Source organism: Variovorax sp. LARHSF232 (genome assembly GCF_052871435.1).
This window is the reverse complement of the sequence record NZ_JBIXJS010000009.1, coordinates 1-13,499: the sequence shown is the minus strand read 5'-3', so window position 1 is coordinate 13,499 and position 13,499 is coordinate 1. Positions and strand designations below refer to the sequence as shown.

16 protein-coding genes are annotated in these 13,499 nt (G+C 67.9%); 9 read left to right on the top strand and 7 right to left on the bottom strand.

The annotated features are described in order from the left end of the window. Positions 1–3 precede the first annotated feature (3 nt). From ACIPRI_RS20685 to ACIPRI_RS20675, 3 genes are read left to right on the top strand one after another with little or no spacing between them, the layout of a single operon-like run. Positions 4–234: a (2Fe-2S)-binding protein gene (locus tag ACIPRI_RS20685; RefSeq protein WP_446623533.1), complete on the top strand. Its 231-nt coding sequence runs from the start codon at positions 4–6 to the stop codon at positions 232–234. After that, positions 231–1,550, top strand: a complete 1,320-nt coding sequence (locus tag ACIPRI_RS20680) for an FAD-dependent oxidoreductase (protein WP_446623356.1) — start codon at positions 231–233, stop codon at positions 1,548–1,550. The genes ACIPRI_RS20685 and ACIPRI_RS20680 overlap by 4 nt, the downstream gene beginning before the upstream one ends. Before the next feature lie 18 nt (positions 1,551–1,568). Beyond that, positions 1,569–2,255: a GntR family transcriptional regulator gene (locus ACIPRI_RS20675; RefSeq protein ID WP_446623532.1), complete on the top strand. Its 687-nt coding sequence runs from the start codon at positions 1,569–1,571 to the stop codon at positions 2,253–2,255. Here the strand turns inward: ACIPRI_RS20675 and ACIPRI_RS20670 are convergent. The 5 genes from ACIPRI_RS20670 to ACIPRI_RS20650 all read right to left on the bottom strand — a co-directional run bounded on the left by ACIPRI_RS20670 (position 2,252) and on the right by ACIPRI_RS20650 (position 5,022). After that, complete coding sequence (locus ACIPRI_RS20670) at positions 2,252–2,773, bottom strand: SLOG cluster 4 domain-containing protein (RefSeq protein ID WP_446623355.1); 522 nt, start codon at positions 2,771–2,773, stop codon at positions 2,252–2,254. The two genes, ACIPRI_RS20675 and ACIPRI_RS20670, sit on opposite strands and share 4 nt — an antisense overlap. A 23-nt stretch (positions 2,774–2,796) precedes the next feature. Continuing rightward, positions 2,797–3,339, bottom strand: a complete 543-nt coding sequence (locus ACIPRI_RS20665) for an NYN domain-containing protein (RefSeq protein ID WP_446623354.1) — start codon at positions 3,337–3,339, stop codon at positions 2,797–2,799. Between the two features lie 21 nt (positions 3,340–3,360). Beyond that, positions 3,361–3,741: a VOC family protein gene (locus tag ACIPRI_RS20660; protein ID WP_446623353.1), complete on the bottom strand. Its 381-nt coding sequence runs from the start codon at positions 3,739–3,741 to the stop codon at positions 3,361–3,363. Between the two features lie 397 nt (positions 3,742–4,138). Then, on the bottom strand, positions 4,139–4,516 hold the full coding sequence (locus tag ACIPRI_RS20655) for a hypothetical protein (protein WP_446623352.1): 378 nt from the start codon (positions 4,514–4,516) through the stop codon (positions 4,139–4,141). Positions 4,517–4,620: 104 nt separating this feature from the next. Then, positions 4,621–5,022 (bottom strand): OsmC family protein, encoded by a 402-nt coding sequence (locus ACIPRI_RS20650; protein ID WP_446623351.1) that lies wholly within the window; start codon positions 5,020–5,022, stop codon positions 4,621–4,623. A gap of 132 nt (positions 5,023–5,154) precedes the next feature. Between ACIPRI_RS20650 and ACIPRI_RS20645 the strand changes: the two genes are divergently transcribed. Continuing rightward, positions 5,155–7,497, top strand: a complete 2,343-nt coding sequence (locus tag ACIPRI_RS20645) for a phosphocholine-specific phospholipase C (protein ID WP_446623350.1) — start codon at positions 5,155–5,157, stop codon at positions 7,495–7,497. A 24-nt stretch (positions 7,498–7,521) separates the two neighbouring features. On the opposite strand, the gene ACIPRI_RS20640 is transcribed toward ACIPRI_RS20645, so the two are convergent. Together ACIPRI_RS20640 and ACIPRI_RS20635 are read right to left on the bottom strand one after the other, a co-directional pair. Further along, the gene (locus tag ACIPRI_RS20640) at positions 7,522–7,899 is read right to left on the bottom strand and encodes a PH domain-containing protein (RefSeq protein WP_446623349.1); all 378 of its coding nucleotides are present in this window, start codon (positions 7,897–7,899) and stop codon (positions 7,522–7,524) included. Positions 7,900–7,947: 48 nt separating this feature from the next. Next, positions 7,948–9,213, bottom strand: a complete 1,266-nt coding sequence (locus tag ACIPRI_RS20635; protein WP_446623348.1) for an SGNH/GDSL hydrolase family protein — start codon at positions 9,211–9,213, stop codon at positions 7,948–7,950. 109 nt (positions 9,214–9,322) lie between these two features. Here ACIPRI_RS20635 and ACIPRI_RS20630 point away from each other — a divergent pair, with 109 nt between their 5' ends. The 5 genes from ACIPRI_RS20630 (at position 9,323) to ACIPRI_RS20610 (ending at position 13,335) form a co-directional block, all read left to right on the top strand. Beyond that, positions 9,323–10,207, top strand: a complete 885-nt coding sequence (locus ACIPRI_RS20630) for a LysR substrate-binding domain-containing protein (RefSeq protein ID WP_446623347.1) — start codon at positions 9,323–9,325, stop codon at positions 10,205–10,207. 57 nt (positions 10,208–10,264) lie between these two features. Further along, positions 10,265–11,293 carry a Bug family tripartite tricarboxylate transporter substrate binding protein gene (locus ACIPRI_RS20625; protein WP_446623346.1) on the top strand — a complete coding sequence of 343 codons (1,029 nt, stop codon included), beginning with the start codon at positions 10,265–10,267 and terminating at the stop codon, positions 11,291–11,293. A 45-nt stretch (positions 11,294–11,338) separates the two neighbouring features. Continuing rightward, positions 11,339–11,842, top strand: coding sequence for a nucleoside deaminase (locus ACIPRI_RS20620; RefSeq protein ID WP_446623345.1), 504 nt, complete (start codon positions 11,339–11,341; stop codon positions 11,840–11,842). Between the two features lie 9 nt (positions 11,843–11,851). After that, the gene (locus ACIPRI_RS20615) at positions 11,852–12,688 is read left to right on the top strand and encodes an urease accessory protein UreD (RefSeq protein WP_446623344.1); all 837 of its coding nucleotides are present in this window, start codon (positions 11,852–11,854) and stop codon (positions 12,686–12,688) included. 116 nt (positions 12,689–12,804) lie between these two features. Beyond that, a complete protein-coding gene (locus ACIPRI_RS20610) occupies positions 12,805–13,335 on the top strand; it encodes a hypothetical protein (protein WP_446623343.1) in 531 nt (176 codons plus the stop codon). Positions 13,336–13,499: the final 164 nt, after the last annotated feature.

Genomic DNA, 13,499 nt, shown 5'->3' with positions numbered 1-13,499 from the left:
ACCCTGCAGCTCCACATCGACGGCCAGGCGGTGCGCGTGAAAGAAGGCACCTCGCTGGCGGCCGCGCTGCAGATGGCCGGCGGCGTTGCCCGCATCTCGGTCACGGGCCAGCCGCGCGCGCCCTTCTGCGGCATGGGCATCTGCCAGGAATGCCGCGTGCAGGTCGACGGGCGCCGCCTGCTGGCCTGCCAGACCCCTTGCCGCGAAGGCATGCGCGTGGAGACCTTGCGATGAGCGTGCCCGTCATCGAGCGCGAAAGCTGCGACTTGCTGATCGTGGGCGCCGGCCCCGCGGGCATGGCGGCCGCGCTGGCCGCGGCGCCCAGCGGCGCTTCCATCGTGGTGATCGACGACAACCCCGCGCCCGGCGGCCAGATCTGGCGCGACGGGCCCGGCGCCCGCTTGCCGCCGGCCGCTCGCGAGCGCCGCGATGCGCTGGCGCGCTGCGCCAACATCCGCGTCTGCCCAGGCGCGCGCGTGATCGCCGCACCCGCACCGAACGAACTGCTGGTCGAAGACGCCCAGCGCGCCTGGCGCATCCACTGGAAGCGCCTGATTCTTTGCACCGGCGCGCGCGAGCGCCTGCTGCCCTTTCCGGGCTGGACCCTGCCGGGCGTGACCGGCGCCGGCGGCCTGCAGGCGCTGATCAAGGCAGGCCTGCCGGTGCAGGGCGAACGCATCGTCATCGCCGGCAGCGGCCCGCTGCTGCTGGCCGCCGCGGCCACCGCGCGCCAGGCCGGCGCGCAGGTGCTGCGCATCGCCGAGCAGGCATCGGCTGCGTCGGTCATCCGTTTTGCGGCAAGCCTGGTGCGCTGGCCGGGCAAGGCAATGCAGGCCCTGCAGCTGGCCGATGCGCGTTATCGCTGGGCCTCGCATGTGATCGCGGCCGAGGGCGGGGCGCGGCTCGAATCGGTGCGGCTCGTGCAAGGCGGGCGCGAGCACGAGATGGCTTGCGACCGGCTTGCCGTGGGCTTTGGCCTCGTGCCCAACACCGGGCTCGGCCAACTGCTCGGCTGCGCGCTCACGCCTTTTTCCGGCACCGGCGACACGCCGGCGCTGGCGGTCGACGCCTGGCAGGCCACCCGCCTGCCAGGCGTCTATGCGGCCGGCGAGTGCACCGGCTTTGGCGGTAGCGAACGCGCCTTGGCGCAGGGCGCCATCGCGGGCCATGCGGCCGTCGGCGACCAGGAGGCGGCGCAGCGCCTGCACAGCGAACGTGCCCGCTGGGATGCCTTCGCTGCGCGCCTGCACCGGCACTTTGCGCTGGCGCCCGCCATCCGCGCATTGCCGCGACCCGACACCCTGGTGTGCCGCTGCGAAGACGTCTCTTTCGGGCAGTTGGCCGCCTGCAGCGAATGGCCGGATGCCAAGCTGCACCAGCGCTGCGGCATGGGCCCCTGCCAGGGCCGCGTGTGCGGCGATGCCGCGCAATTCCTGTTCGGCTGGACGCCAGCCTCGCCGCGGCCACCGCTGTCGCCCGTGCGCATTGCGACCCTCGCCGGCCTTGGGGCCGATACCGCTCCGACACCGGCGCATCCCGGCACACAATAAGCGCCAGCAGACATGACGATGACCCCACCCAACACCGCTGTAGCCACCCGCGCCTCGCTGGCCGCCGCCCCCTCGCGCCGCGCCGCCGACATCGCCTACGACGCCATCGAGACGCTGATCGCCACCTTGCAGCTCAAGCCCGGCAGCCCGGTGGTCGAGGCCGAGATCGCCGAGCGCACCGGCCTGGGCCGAACGCCGGTGCGCGAGGCGCTGCTGCGCATGACCTCGATCGGCCTGATCGCGCAGCAGCCGCGGCGCGGCCTGCTGGTGTCCAGCATCGACCTGGCGGATCACCTGGACGTGCTGGCCACCCGGCGCGTGCTGGAGAACCTGATCGCCTCCTGCTCGGCGCGCCGCGCCAGCGGCACCGAGCGCAAGGACATCGTGCGCGCCGCCGAGAAGATGATGAAGGCGGCCGCCCGCGGCCACCTGGACGACTACATGCAGGCCGACCACGAGCTCGACTGCGTGAACCACCAGGCCAGCCGCAATTTTTCGGCCGTGAAGAGCGTGGCGCCGCTGATCGTGCAGTGCCGCCGCTTCTGGTATGCCTACCAGCACGAGGGCGAGATCATCGAGGCGGCCCAGGCCCACATGGAACTGGCGCAGGGCATCGCCAGTGGTAGCGAGGCGGCGGCCGTGGCCGGCGCGAACCGCCTGCTCGACTACCTGGAGCGCTTTGCGCGCAAGGTGATCGACAACTAGCCAGCCAGGGCCAGGCCGCGAAGCTGGCGCTCGAGCTCCGCCATCGAGCCCCAGGGCAGGATCGGCGAGTTCTGCCTTTCGTCGGGGGGATTGGACGGCAGGTCGTCGGACCACCCGCCGCAGCCGACCAGCGGAAGCAATGGCCGCTTGTGCAGCCAGGCCAGGCAGACTTCCGAGATCGTTCCGGCCCGCCCACCGATCACGATGCATGCATCGCCGGCAAGCGCCATCAGCAGGTTGCGTGCATCACCCATTCCACAGGGGATGACCACCGTGGCAGGCCAGTCTGCCGAAGGCATCTGATCCGGCGGGACGATGCTCAGCACCAGTCCGCCTGCGCCAATGGCTCGCTCGGCCGCGACCCGGGTCGCCGGGCTTCCACAGCCGCTGACCACCGTGATGCCCAGCTTCGCCAGAAGCGCTCCGGCCTCGCCGGCCAGTTCATAGGCTGCGGATCCAGGGTCTGCACTGCCCAGCACGCAGACCTGGGGACGACGAATCGATTTCTTTTCGCTCATGTGCGCGCGGTTTCCTTCCGAGCTCAGGTTTCTTTGTCAATCGCAGGATGAAGGTCTTCCAGCCAGACCACGTTGTCGGCGTAAGACTGCAGGTCGGGCGAGAGATTCGCCTGCGAGCCGCAGATCCAGACCTCTTTGTGCAGATCGGACTTCACGTAGTCGATGGCGTCCTCGAAGTCACCGTCGCCGGCCGCGAGGATGAGACGGTCGTACACGTTCTGGGCCGCCAGCTTCACGATGAGCGTCGCGATTCCGACGTCGACACCTTTCTGCACTTCCCGGTCGAACTGATTGCCGCAGTGGCCACACGTGACGTGCATCTCCTTCAACCGGTACAGCTGCACGCGGATCTTCGGCCCTCTTGGCGCGGCGGACTTCAGCCAGGTGTGGAACGCGTTCTGCCCATCGGCTGCCGGGTCACGCGTGGCGTTGAGGTAGTAGCTTTCGTGGATGGCGCTCCCGCCGCCAAGGCGTACCAGTTCGTTCTTCAGCTTCAGATAGTCGAAGGGGCGCGTGCGGCCATAGTTGAACAGGTACGCACCGTCGATCACCCAGACTGTTTTCATCGAGCACTCCCCGTGAGCCGCTCAGGCCCAGACATTTGCATTCTTCGGATATCCGGGGCGCTGGATGCGAACGACACAGAACCGCTGCCCGGTCGGCGCTTGCATGACGACCCAGCGTTCCAGGCGATCGACGACCGTGGCACCCAGCTTTTCCAGACGCGCGACTTCGGCGGGGATGTCATCGGTTTCGATGTCCAGATGGACCCTGCTCTCGTGGTCCACGCGCTGAATTTGCACGATGGGCTCGTCCGGCGGCGTCTCCAGCATGCGGTAGTTGCCTCGCGTGCCTGGATGGCCCATGTCGATGGCGCGCCCCAAAGCCGCAGCCCAGAAGCTGGCAGCCTGATCGATATCGGAGGTGTTGCAGTCGATCAGCAGCGCGCAGAGTCGGGAGTGATGCATGGCTTTTCTCTCCTCTAGTGCCTGAACAACCTGGACCCCGACCGCAGGCTGAGGACGCCGGCAGTCACGAGCCCGACAAGGCCACCCAAGTATGTAGCGATCACTGGCAGATGGGTCGGCTGGTATGCAAGTGCCCCGTAGCGCTCGGGGTACCAGGACGGTTCGAGAAGCATCCAGGCAAGGATGGCACCAATGGCAAAGGCGCAGCATGCGCAGACGAATCTGCGGCTTGGAGGCGCGAAGTACGAGGACAAGACCACCGCCAGGGCGGCACTGAAGCCGGCGCCGGGCAGGTGCCAGAAGCCCAATGCGCCGGCCGCTGCCGAGCCGGCAATGCCCGCGGCCAAAAAGGCGCCAAGCACCGCCAGTGCGGCAAGGATCCAGTGTCGGCTTGGTCTCAGTTGTCGCATTTGAAGCTTCCCTCGACGATCACGGAGCCAGATTTGAACAAGCCGCGACCACCGATGCCGACGAGTCCGAAAGACGGCGGCAGCGCAAGGTCGTTCGGGTTGCGAAACTCCAGGTCGACCCTTCCCTCCTTTTGGTTGAAGTTCTTGAGCGAATAATTTTCCGGGCTCAGCGTAAGGCGTTTGCCGGAACCAAAGGTCGTCGAGCTATAGACAATCACCGGCTTTGCATCGCTGTAGGCGACGAACTCCAGTTCGTAGTGGTGAGGCGATTGGCCAGTTGAAAACTGGCAGGCAGTCTGCGAGGCAAGCGCAGATTGGCTCAACAGGCCCATAAAGGCCGCAGCGAGAATGATCATGCGCGTCATGGGATGGCGTCTACCAGAACGCATGAGGCTCAACGGCATGGATGTCTCCATTGGCACATACCACCAACCGCGACGACACCCCATCCGATCGAAATTGGCATCTGCTAGACCAACAGCACCGTCTCTATCTCGGTCGTCACCTCGCTCATCAGCCGATGCACCGGGCATTTGCCGGCCACCCGCAGCAGCTCGGCGCGTTGCGCCTCGTCCAGCGGGCCGACCAGGCGCAGCGAGGTCTTGAGGCGGTAGGTGCCCTGGCGCTCCTGGCTGTCGTCGCGCTCGACCTGCACCTCGACGTCTTCCAGCGGCATGCCCTTGCGCCTGGCATAGAGCAGCACCGTGAGCGCCTTGCAGGAGCCGAGCGCCGCGTCGTACAGGTCGTGCGGACTCGGCCCCTCGTCCTTGCCGCCGGCGGCGGGACCGGAGTCCACCGTGAAGGCGTGCTGGCGAATCTGCACGCGGTGCCGGATGCCGGCCATGTCGTCGCGGCGCACTGAGATGCTCATTGGGCTTGCTCCTTGGAGGGAGCGTGATCGTAGCAGCGGGGGTGCAACGTCACGGGCATGACACGGCTGCCCTCTAGCCTCGCGACCCGTCGCTCAAAAACCGATCCCTTGACCCCCGCAAAGGAAAAGAACATGACCAACGACTCGTCGCGCCGCAAGTTCCTGCAAGGCGCCGCCACCACCGGCATGGCCTCGGCCGCGCTGACCGCATTTCCGCCCAGCATCCGCCGCGCACTGGCCATTCCCGCGCATCACGACACCGGCACCATCAAGGACGTCAAGCACGTGGTGCTGCTGATGCAGGAGAACCGCTCCTTCGACAGCTACTTCGGCACCTTCAAGGGCGTGCGAGGCTTCGGCGACCGCTTCACCGTGCCGGCGCCCAATGGCAAGAACATCTTCCACCAGACCTACACGAAGACGACGCCGCCCAGCACCTTCGTGCCCTACCACCTGGACGCCAGCAAGGGCAACGCGCAACGCGCAGGCAGCACACCGCACAGCTGGTCCGATTCGCAGGCGGCGTGGGACCACGGCCGCATGTACAAGTGGCCGGACGCCAAGAACCAGCTGTCGATGGGCTATTACGAGACGGCGGAAGTCCCGTTCCAGCGCGCACTGGCCGAAGCCTTCACCTTGTGCGACCACTACCACTGCGGCATGCACACCGGCACCATCGCCAATCGCCTGTTCTACTGGAGCGGCACCAATGGCCCGAACGGCATCAGCCCGGCCGACGGCAGCAAGGTGCAGGTCGCGGCGCTAAACAACCAGTTCAACGGCGGCAACGACATCGGGCCGTCCACGCAAGGCTGGACCTGGACCACCTACGCCGACCGCCTGGAAAAGGCCGGCGTGCGCTGGAAGGTCTACCAGAGCCTGATCGACAACTACGGCTGCAACGAGATGATGGGCTTTCGCCACTGGCGCTCGGCGATCGAGCGGATGCCGCCGGCGCGCCGCCCGGTCTATGTGCCCAAGACCGACATCACGCAGCCGGTGACCGCCGCCGGCCCGTTCTACGACCCGGTGGTCGACGACGCGCTCAGCCCGCTGGCCAAGGGCTTCGGCAACACCATGCCCTACGGCTTCCTGGAGACCTTTCGCGAGGACATCCGCAACGGCACCCTGCCGGCGGTGTCGTGGATCATTTCGCCATCCGCCTACAGCGAGCATCCCGGGCCGTCGAGCCCGGCCAAGGGCGCCTGGTACGTGCAGGAAGTGCTGGACGCGCTCACGGCCAACCCGGAGGTCTGGAGCAAGACCGTGCTCCTGATCAACTTCGACGAGAACGACGGCTTCTTCGACCACCTGCCCTCGCCGGCCGTGCCCTCGCGCAATGCCGACGGCACGCTTGCCGGCGGCTCGACGATGGCCGACGCCGACACCGCCGTCGAGTATCACAACTACACGCCCGCCACCTCGAACCAGCCCGCGATGGACGGCCGGCCCTACGGCCCCGGCCCGCGCGTGCCGATGTGGGTGGTGTCGCCCTGGAGCCGCGGCGGCTGGGTCAATTCGCAGGTCTGCGACCACACCTCCACGCTGCTGTTCCTGGAGAAGTGCTTCGGCGTGGCCGAGCCGCAGATCAGCCACTACCGCCGCGCCGTCTGCGGCGACCTCACGAGCGCCTTCAATTTCGAGCGTCCCAACGACGAGCCGCTGCCCACGCTGGCAGGACGCAAGACCAAGGACGAGGCCGATGCGCTGACCGCCGCCCAGCAGGCGCTGCCGAAGATCATTCCGCCCGCCGATGCGTTGCTGCTGCCGGCGCAGGCCACCGGCGTGCGTCCCTCGCGCGCCTTGCCCTACGAGCTGCACACCAGCGCGCGCACCGACACGCTCAATGGCCGCGTCCAGCTCTTGTTTGCCAACAGCGGCAGCGCCGCCGCCGTGTTCCATGTCTACGACAAGCTGCACCTGTCGGACCGCCTGCCGCGCCGCTATGTGGTCGAACCCGGCAAGCAGTTCAACGACTTCTGGGCCGCCATGACCGACGACGCCGGCCTGTACGACCTGTGGGTGCTGGGGCCGAACGGCTTTCACCGCCACTTCAAGGGCGACCTGAATCGCCAGCGCGCCGACGGTGCACCGGTGCCCGAGATCCGCGTGGGCTACGAGAAGCTTGGCGGCGACCTCTTCCTGCAGCTGCGCAACGACGGCCGGCGCGACTGCCGCTTCACCGTGCAATCCAACAAGGCCTACGCGCGCCCCGAAGCCCGGGGGGACGGCAACAACGAAGATCGCGACGACCGTGCAGGCCACGACAAGAACCACGACGGCAGCTGGAACGTTCGCGTCAAGGGCGGGGGCCACGCCACCATCCGCTGGAGCCTGGGCGGCAGCGGCCACTGGTACGACTTCCTGGTCAGCTGCGATGCCGACGCTGCCTACGCGCGGCGCTTTGCGGGCCGCGTCGAGACCGGCCGGCACTCTGTCAGCGATCCGGCGATGGGGCTGGCGGACCGCTTCTGAGGGGTGCGCGCGAGTTCGCTCGCGCTACCTGAGAACGTAGCTCGCGAGCACGCTCTGCACCTCGTAGATGCTGAGCTTCTTGTTGAATTGCTTCTGGATCGGCGCCGCGGTGCCGGAGATCCAGATCTTGAGTTCGGCATCGAGATCAAAGGTCCCACCGGTCTCGATGCTGAAGTGCGTGATGCTCTTGTAGGGGATCGAGTGGTAGTCGGTCTTGCTTCCCGTGATGCCCTGCTTGTCGACCAGCACGAAGCGCTTGTCGGTAAAGACGAAGTAGTCGCGGATCAACTGATACGCATGCTCGACCTTCTCGCCCGGAGCCAGGATCTGACTGAACTCCTCCTGGATCCTTGCAGGGTCGATCTTCGACGCGTTGCCAAGCACTCCATCCAACAATCCCACGATGCGCTCCTTCGGTTCGCCGCGCGGCCCACTGCGCGCGCGGCCGGCCTAATGTAGCCCCAGACCAAGCGCCTCGAGGTCCACGGCCTGCGCCATCGCGCGGTAGCCGGCGTCGTTGGGATGCAGGTGGTCACCCGAGTCGAATTCCGCGCGCAGGCGGATCGGCCTTGCGGGATCGCGCAGCACCCGGTCGAAATCCACCACCGCGTCGAAGGCCCCCGCCTCGCGGATCCAGGCATTGAGCGCCTGGCGCGCCGCCTCCTTCGCCGGGCTGTAGTGCCCCTCGAACGGCGTGCCCGCCAGCGCACCTTCGAAGGGCGGGAGCGTGGCGGCCATCACCCGCACGCCGCGCAGGTGCGCCTGCGCCACCAGCTGGCGAAAGCCGCCGACGAGTTCTTCCAGCGGCACCTGCCCTTCGCGCGGCGCAAAGGCGGCGCCGGGCCAGCCGATGTCGTTCGTGCCGAGCAGGACGATGAGCGCGCGCACGCCCGGTTGTTGCAGCGCATCTCGCTCCAGCCGCGCCAATCCACTCTCGCCCATGCCGGGCCGCAGCAAGCGGTTGCCCGAGATGCCCGCGTTCAGCACGGCCACATCCTGCGGCGCCAGCCGACGGGCCAGGAAGTCGGGCCAGCGCTGATCGGCGCCGGGGGTCGAGCCATTGCCATCCGTGATCGAGTCGCCCAGCGCGACCACCGTCACAGGCTCGCGCTTGCTGCTGCTCTCCACCATCACGGCGGACAGGAAGGCGCGTGCCGTGAAGGCCTGGCCATTGGCGGCGGCTGCGACCTGCCCGCTCATGTCGCCCGGCAGCAGCAGCGTGCGCTCCCGCGCATCCCAGTGAAAGCCGGCCAGCTGGGTGCGCAGCGGCAGGTACAGGTCGACCCGCAGCCGCGCACCTGCGGCGGCCGGCAGGCTGATGGGGTCGCTCACGGCCTTGGCGCCGGCGGCCACCAGCACCTCGCCGCTGCCCTGGAAGCGGGCCCAGGCGGCGCCTTTCTCTGCGCGCTCGCCGCCCGCCTCCAGCGCCACATGCGCACGCCCGACCTTCAGCGGCTTGTCGCCGTACCGGTTGTCGATGACGAGCCGGATGCGCTCGCCGCCGACGGCGAGGCGCAGGCTTTGCCGAAGGGTGGCGTTCTCGAAGTGCTCCGGCATGCCCAGCGGCAAGGCGAAGTCGCTGCCCCAGGTGGGCTCGGGCGGCGCGATCCAGCTGGTGGTCCAGCGCTCGGCGGCCTGCGCGACAGCGGCAAGGCTCATGGCGCCGGCGAGAACGGCGGCCAAGGCCCGTCTGATGATGAAGTAGCGGTAGCTCACGGCAATTCCTTGTTCGATGGTGGTTGCAAGAGCCGCGACTTTGGCCTCTTCCGATTTGCATGAACAGACATTAAAATGGAAGACACAGCATTCGAAATTGGAATGATCGATGGATCGACTGAAAGCCATGGGCGCCTTCGTGCGGGCGGTGGAGTTGGGCAGCCTGTCGGCCGCCGCGCGGGAGCTGCAGACCACGCAGCCCACGGTGAGCAAGCTGGTGGCGTCGCTGGAGCACTCGGTGGGCGCGCGCCTGCTGGAGCGCAGCAGCTCGCGCGTGGTGCCCAGCGATGAAGGCGCGCGCTTTCTCGCCAGCGCCAAGCAACTGCTGGAGGAATACGACGAGGCCGTGGCCGAGCTGAAGCAGCGCGTGCGCCAGCCCAAGGGCCTGGTGCGCATCTCGGCGCCGGTGGCGCTCGGCGAGCTGCGCCTCAACGGCCTGATGCTGCAGGCCCTGCAGCAGCATCCCCTGCTCGAGGTGGAGCTGGTGCTGGAAGACCGTTTTGTCGACCCCATCGAAGAGCGCATCGACCTGGCCGTGCGCATCGGCGGCGCTCTGCCTTCGGACCTGGTCGCCAAGCCGCTGGCCGTGTGGCCGCGCTACCTGGTTGCATCGCCCGAGTACCTGCAGCGCAAGGGGCAGCCCCGGCGGCCGCAAGACCTGCCCCGGCACGACTACCTGCGCTATGCGGGCCAGGGCGACGTGCTCACCCTGGGCTGCCGCCGCGGCGGCAGCACGACGGTGGCCCTGGCCGCGCGCTACCGGGTGAACAGCGCCATCGCCATGCTGGAGGCGGTCAAGACCGGCGCGGGGATCGCGCTGCAGCCTTCCTGGATGGTTGCCGAGCTGCTGCGCAAAGGCACGCTGGTACGCCTGCTGCCGCAATGGACGGGACCTTCGCAGACGGCGCACCTGGTGCACGCCCCGCGGCGCAAGCAGCCGATGCGCGTGCAGGCCATGGTGGATTTTCTGCTGGCCAGCGTTTCGAAGTGGTGAGCCAGCGGCCTATATGCCTATCATGTGCCACTTGGCCTCGCCAAGAGGAGACAGGCGATGACGCAAGACGACTCGAAGCTCTCTCTTCTTTCGCGCCGCAGCGCCATGCTGCAGATCGGCGCCGGCGGCCTCGGTGCCGCCTTGTTGTGGCCCGAACTGGCGCTTTCGCAAGACGCCTGGCCCAGCAAGCCCGTGACCCTGGTGGTGGGTTATCCACCCGGCGGCCAGACCGACTTTGCGGGGCGCGTGCTCACCGCCGGCATGCAGGCGAGCCTGGGCCAGAGCGTGGTGATCGACAACAAGCCGGGCGTCAACGGCAACATCGCCACCGACTACGTTTCCAAGCAGCCGCCGGACGGCTACCGCCTGCTGGTGGGCAACGGCAGCAACATGGTGCTCAACCCCCATACCTACCGGACCACCGCCGTGGCCGATCCGCTCAAGCTCGTGCCCATCGGGCTGATCCTGACCTCGGGCCTGCTGCTGGTGGTGCCGACCAGCCTGCCGGTGAAGACGGTGGAAGAATTCATCGCCTGGGTGAAGGCGCAGGACAAGGAAGGCAAGATCGTCGACTACGCCTCCGGTGGCCCCGGCAGCCTGGTGCAGACCACCATGGAGCTGTTCCGCGAGCGCATCGGCAAACCCAAGATGAGCCATGTGCCCTACAAGGGCAGCGGCCCGGCCATGACCGACCTGGTGGCGGGCCGCATCCCCTGCATGTTCGACGCCGCCTCGGTGGTGGCGCCCTTCGTCAAGTCGGGCCAGCTCAAGGCGTTGATGGCCACCGGCCCCAAGCGCATCCCGGCCTTCCCCGACGTGCCCACCGCCACCGAGCGCGGCATCAAGGACTTCCAGGTGATCTCCTTCATCGGCATGTACGGCCCACCGGGCCTTTCCTCCGACATCGTGAAGAAGGTGAACACCGCCACCAACGCCGCGCTGAAAGACCCGAAGGTGCAAAAGACGATCGCCGACCGCGGCGACGAGCCGGGTGGCGGCACGCCCGAAGAGTTGGGCGCGATGACGCGCGACAACTACAAGCTGTTGGGCGAAGTGGTGAAAAAGAACGACATCCGGGCCGAATAGGCCCCCAAAAAAGTGCGTGGCACAGCTCATGCATGATTGCATGGCATGAGCTTCCCTGAAGAAAACACCCTGAACGAACGCGATGGCCGCTATCTGCGCAAGGCCATCGTCTGGTCGCACGCGGCGCGCCGGCGCGGCAACCGGCCCTTTGGCGCGGTGGTCGTGTCCGAAGCCGGCGAAGTGCTGGCCGAGGCCTATTGCAACAGCAGCGAAACCGGCGACTGCACCGGCCATGCCGAGACCAACGCGGTGCGCATGCTGGGCGCACGCAGGATCGGGCGCGACGAATTGGCCAAGGCCACTCTCTACTCATCGGCCGAACCCTGCGTGATGTGCGCCGGCGCCATCTTCTGGTCGGCCATCGGACGAGTGGTCTACGGCATCGATGCGGAGCGCCTGCGCGTCTTTCGCGGCGCGCGCGGCGAGCAGCGCGATGCCGAGCTGTCCTGCCGCGACGTGTTCCGTGCCTCGCCGCACAAGATCGAATGCATCGGGCCGGCGCTGGTCGACGAAGCCTCGGCCGCGCACATCGGCGCCTGGAAGGAATGAAGAGGCCCGATGTCCTGGCACGCCCGGCTTGATCTTCACTATCAGCGCGACGAGGCCCGGCAACGCAGCATCGCCCGCTTCAGCCACAGCGGCCCGCTGCGCATCCTGCAAAGCCTGTACCCCGAGGGCGATGCGGTCTGCCACAACGTGCTGATCCATCCGCCCGGCGGGCTGGTGGGCGGCGACACGCTCGACATCACGGTACGCGCCGAAGGCGGCAGCCACGGGCTGATCACCACCCCGGGCGCCAGCCGCTTCTACCGCAGCGAAGGCGAGCTGGCACTGCAGCGCACCCGCGTCACGCTGGAGGCCGGCGCGCGCCTGGAATGGCTGCCGCTGGAAGCCATCTGCTACAACGCCTGCCGGGCCGAGAACCGCCTTTGCATCGAGGCCGCGCCCGGTGCCGAGCTGATCGGCTGGGACGTCGCCGCGCTGGGCCTTCCCGGCGCCGATCAACCCTTCGAGCGAGGCAGCCTGCTGCAGCACATCGAAGTGCCGGGCGTGTGGCTGGAGCGCGGCCGCATCGATGCGGCCGATGCGCGCCTCATGAACGGCCCACTGGGCCTGGCCGGCCAGCGCTGCCTGGCCTCGCTGTTCTTCGTGGCCGGCTCGCCCATTGCGCGCGCACGGCGCGAGGCGGCGCTGGAGCTGGCGCGCGGCCTGTGCGAGGCCAGCAGCCTCGAGGCCAGCGCCGGCGCAACCAGCCCGCATGACGAAGTGATCGTGCTGCGCGTGCTGGCGCCTGTGGTGGAACCCGCCATGCAACTGCTGCGCCAAGTCTGGCGCGCCTGGCGCGGCGAGCTATGGCAGATGAACGCCACCCCACCGCGAATCTGGGCCATGTAGCCATTTGGCCGGCCTGGCAACGCGCCATCGACCGACAGCCGCAAACGCATTCGGACACATCTTCGGGCAGCAACGGCTGACAAAATCCAGCCGAGGACATCCTCGTCGGATTCGTCATGATGAACACCGCAGCAAAAAGCAGCGAGCATGCGTTGACCGAGCGCGCGACTTTTGCCGCCGTGCTGGTGACGCTGGTGCGCCAGCGCTGCGCGGAAACCGGATCGAATCGCACCTCGCGCACCGGGCTGCAGTTGCGCGTGCCGGTGCAGGAGCGGCCGTCGGTGCGCCGGGGCTTCGATGCGCTGATCGAGCATGGGATCCTCGCGATGAGCGGCGAACACATCGGGCTCACGGCACAAGGCAAGATCTTCTCGGCCTATTGCCGGCGCATGCGCGGCGAGCGCCTGCACGGCGCCGACGACGTGCGCGACGACGACACCTTGCACAGGCTGCTCGATGCCATCGGAGCCGATCCGCGCCTGGACCCCGATCACGACATCGACGACATCGTCAGCACCCTGCCCGGCCGGCTGGAGGAATACCGCCTGCCCCCGCATCCTTCTTCGCGCATGCCCCTTGTCTGGATCGTCCTGGCGCTGCTCGTGGCCCTGGTGGGCGTTCTGCTGCTGGCCTGGCCACCGCATTGAGCCGGGTTGAACACCCGGCGAGCAGTTGCAACGACGCATGCGCCCCCTTGCAGGCCCAACCCTTCGGGCCGGTGCAATTCGCGGCGCCATCCGTTGTTGCCGGCTCGTTGTGTGGCCAGCCACACGGCCTCGCCGGCGCCTAGGCTGGCGCCGCGAATTGCACC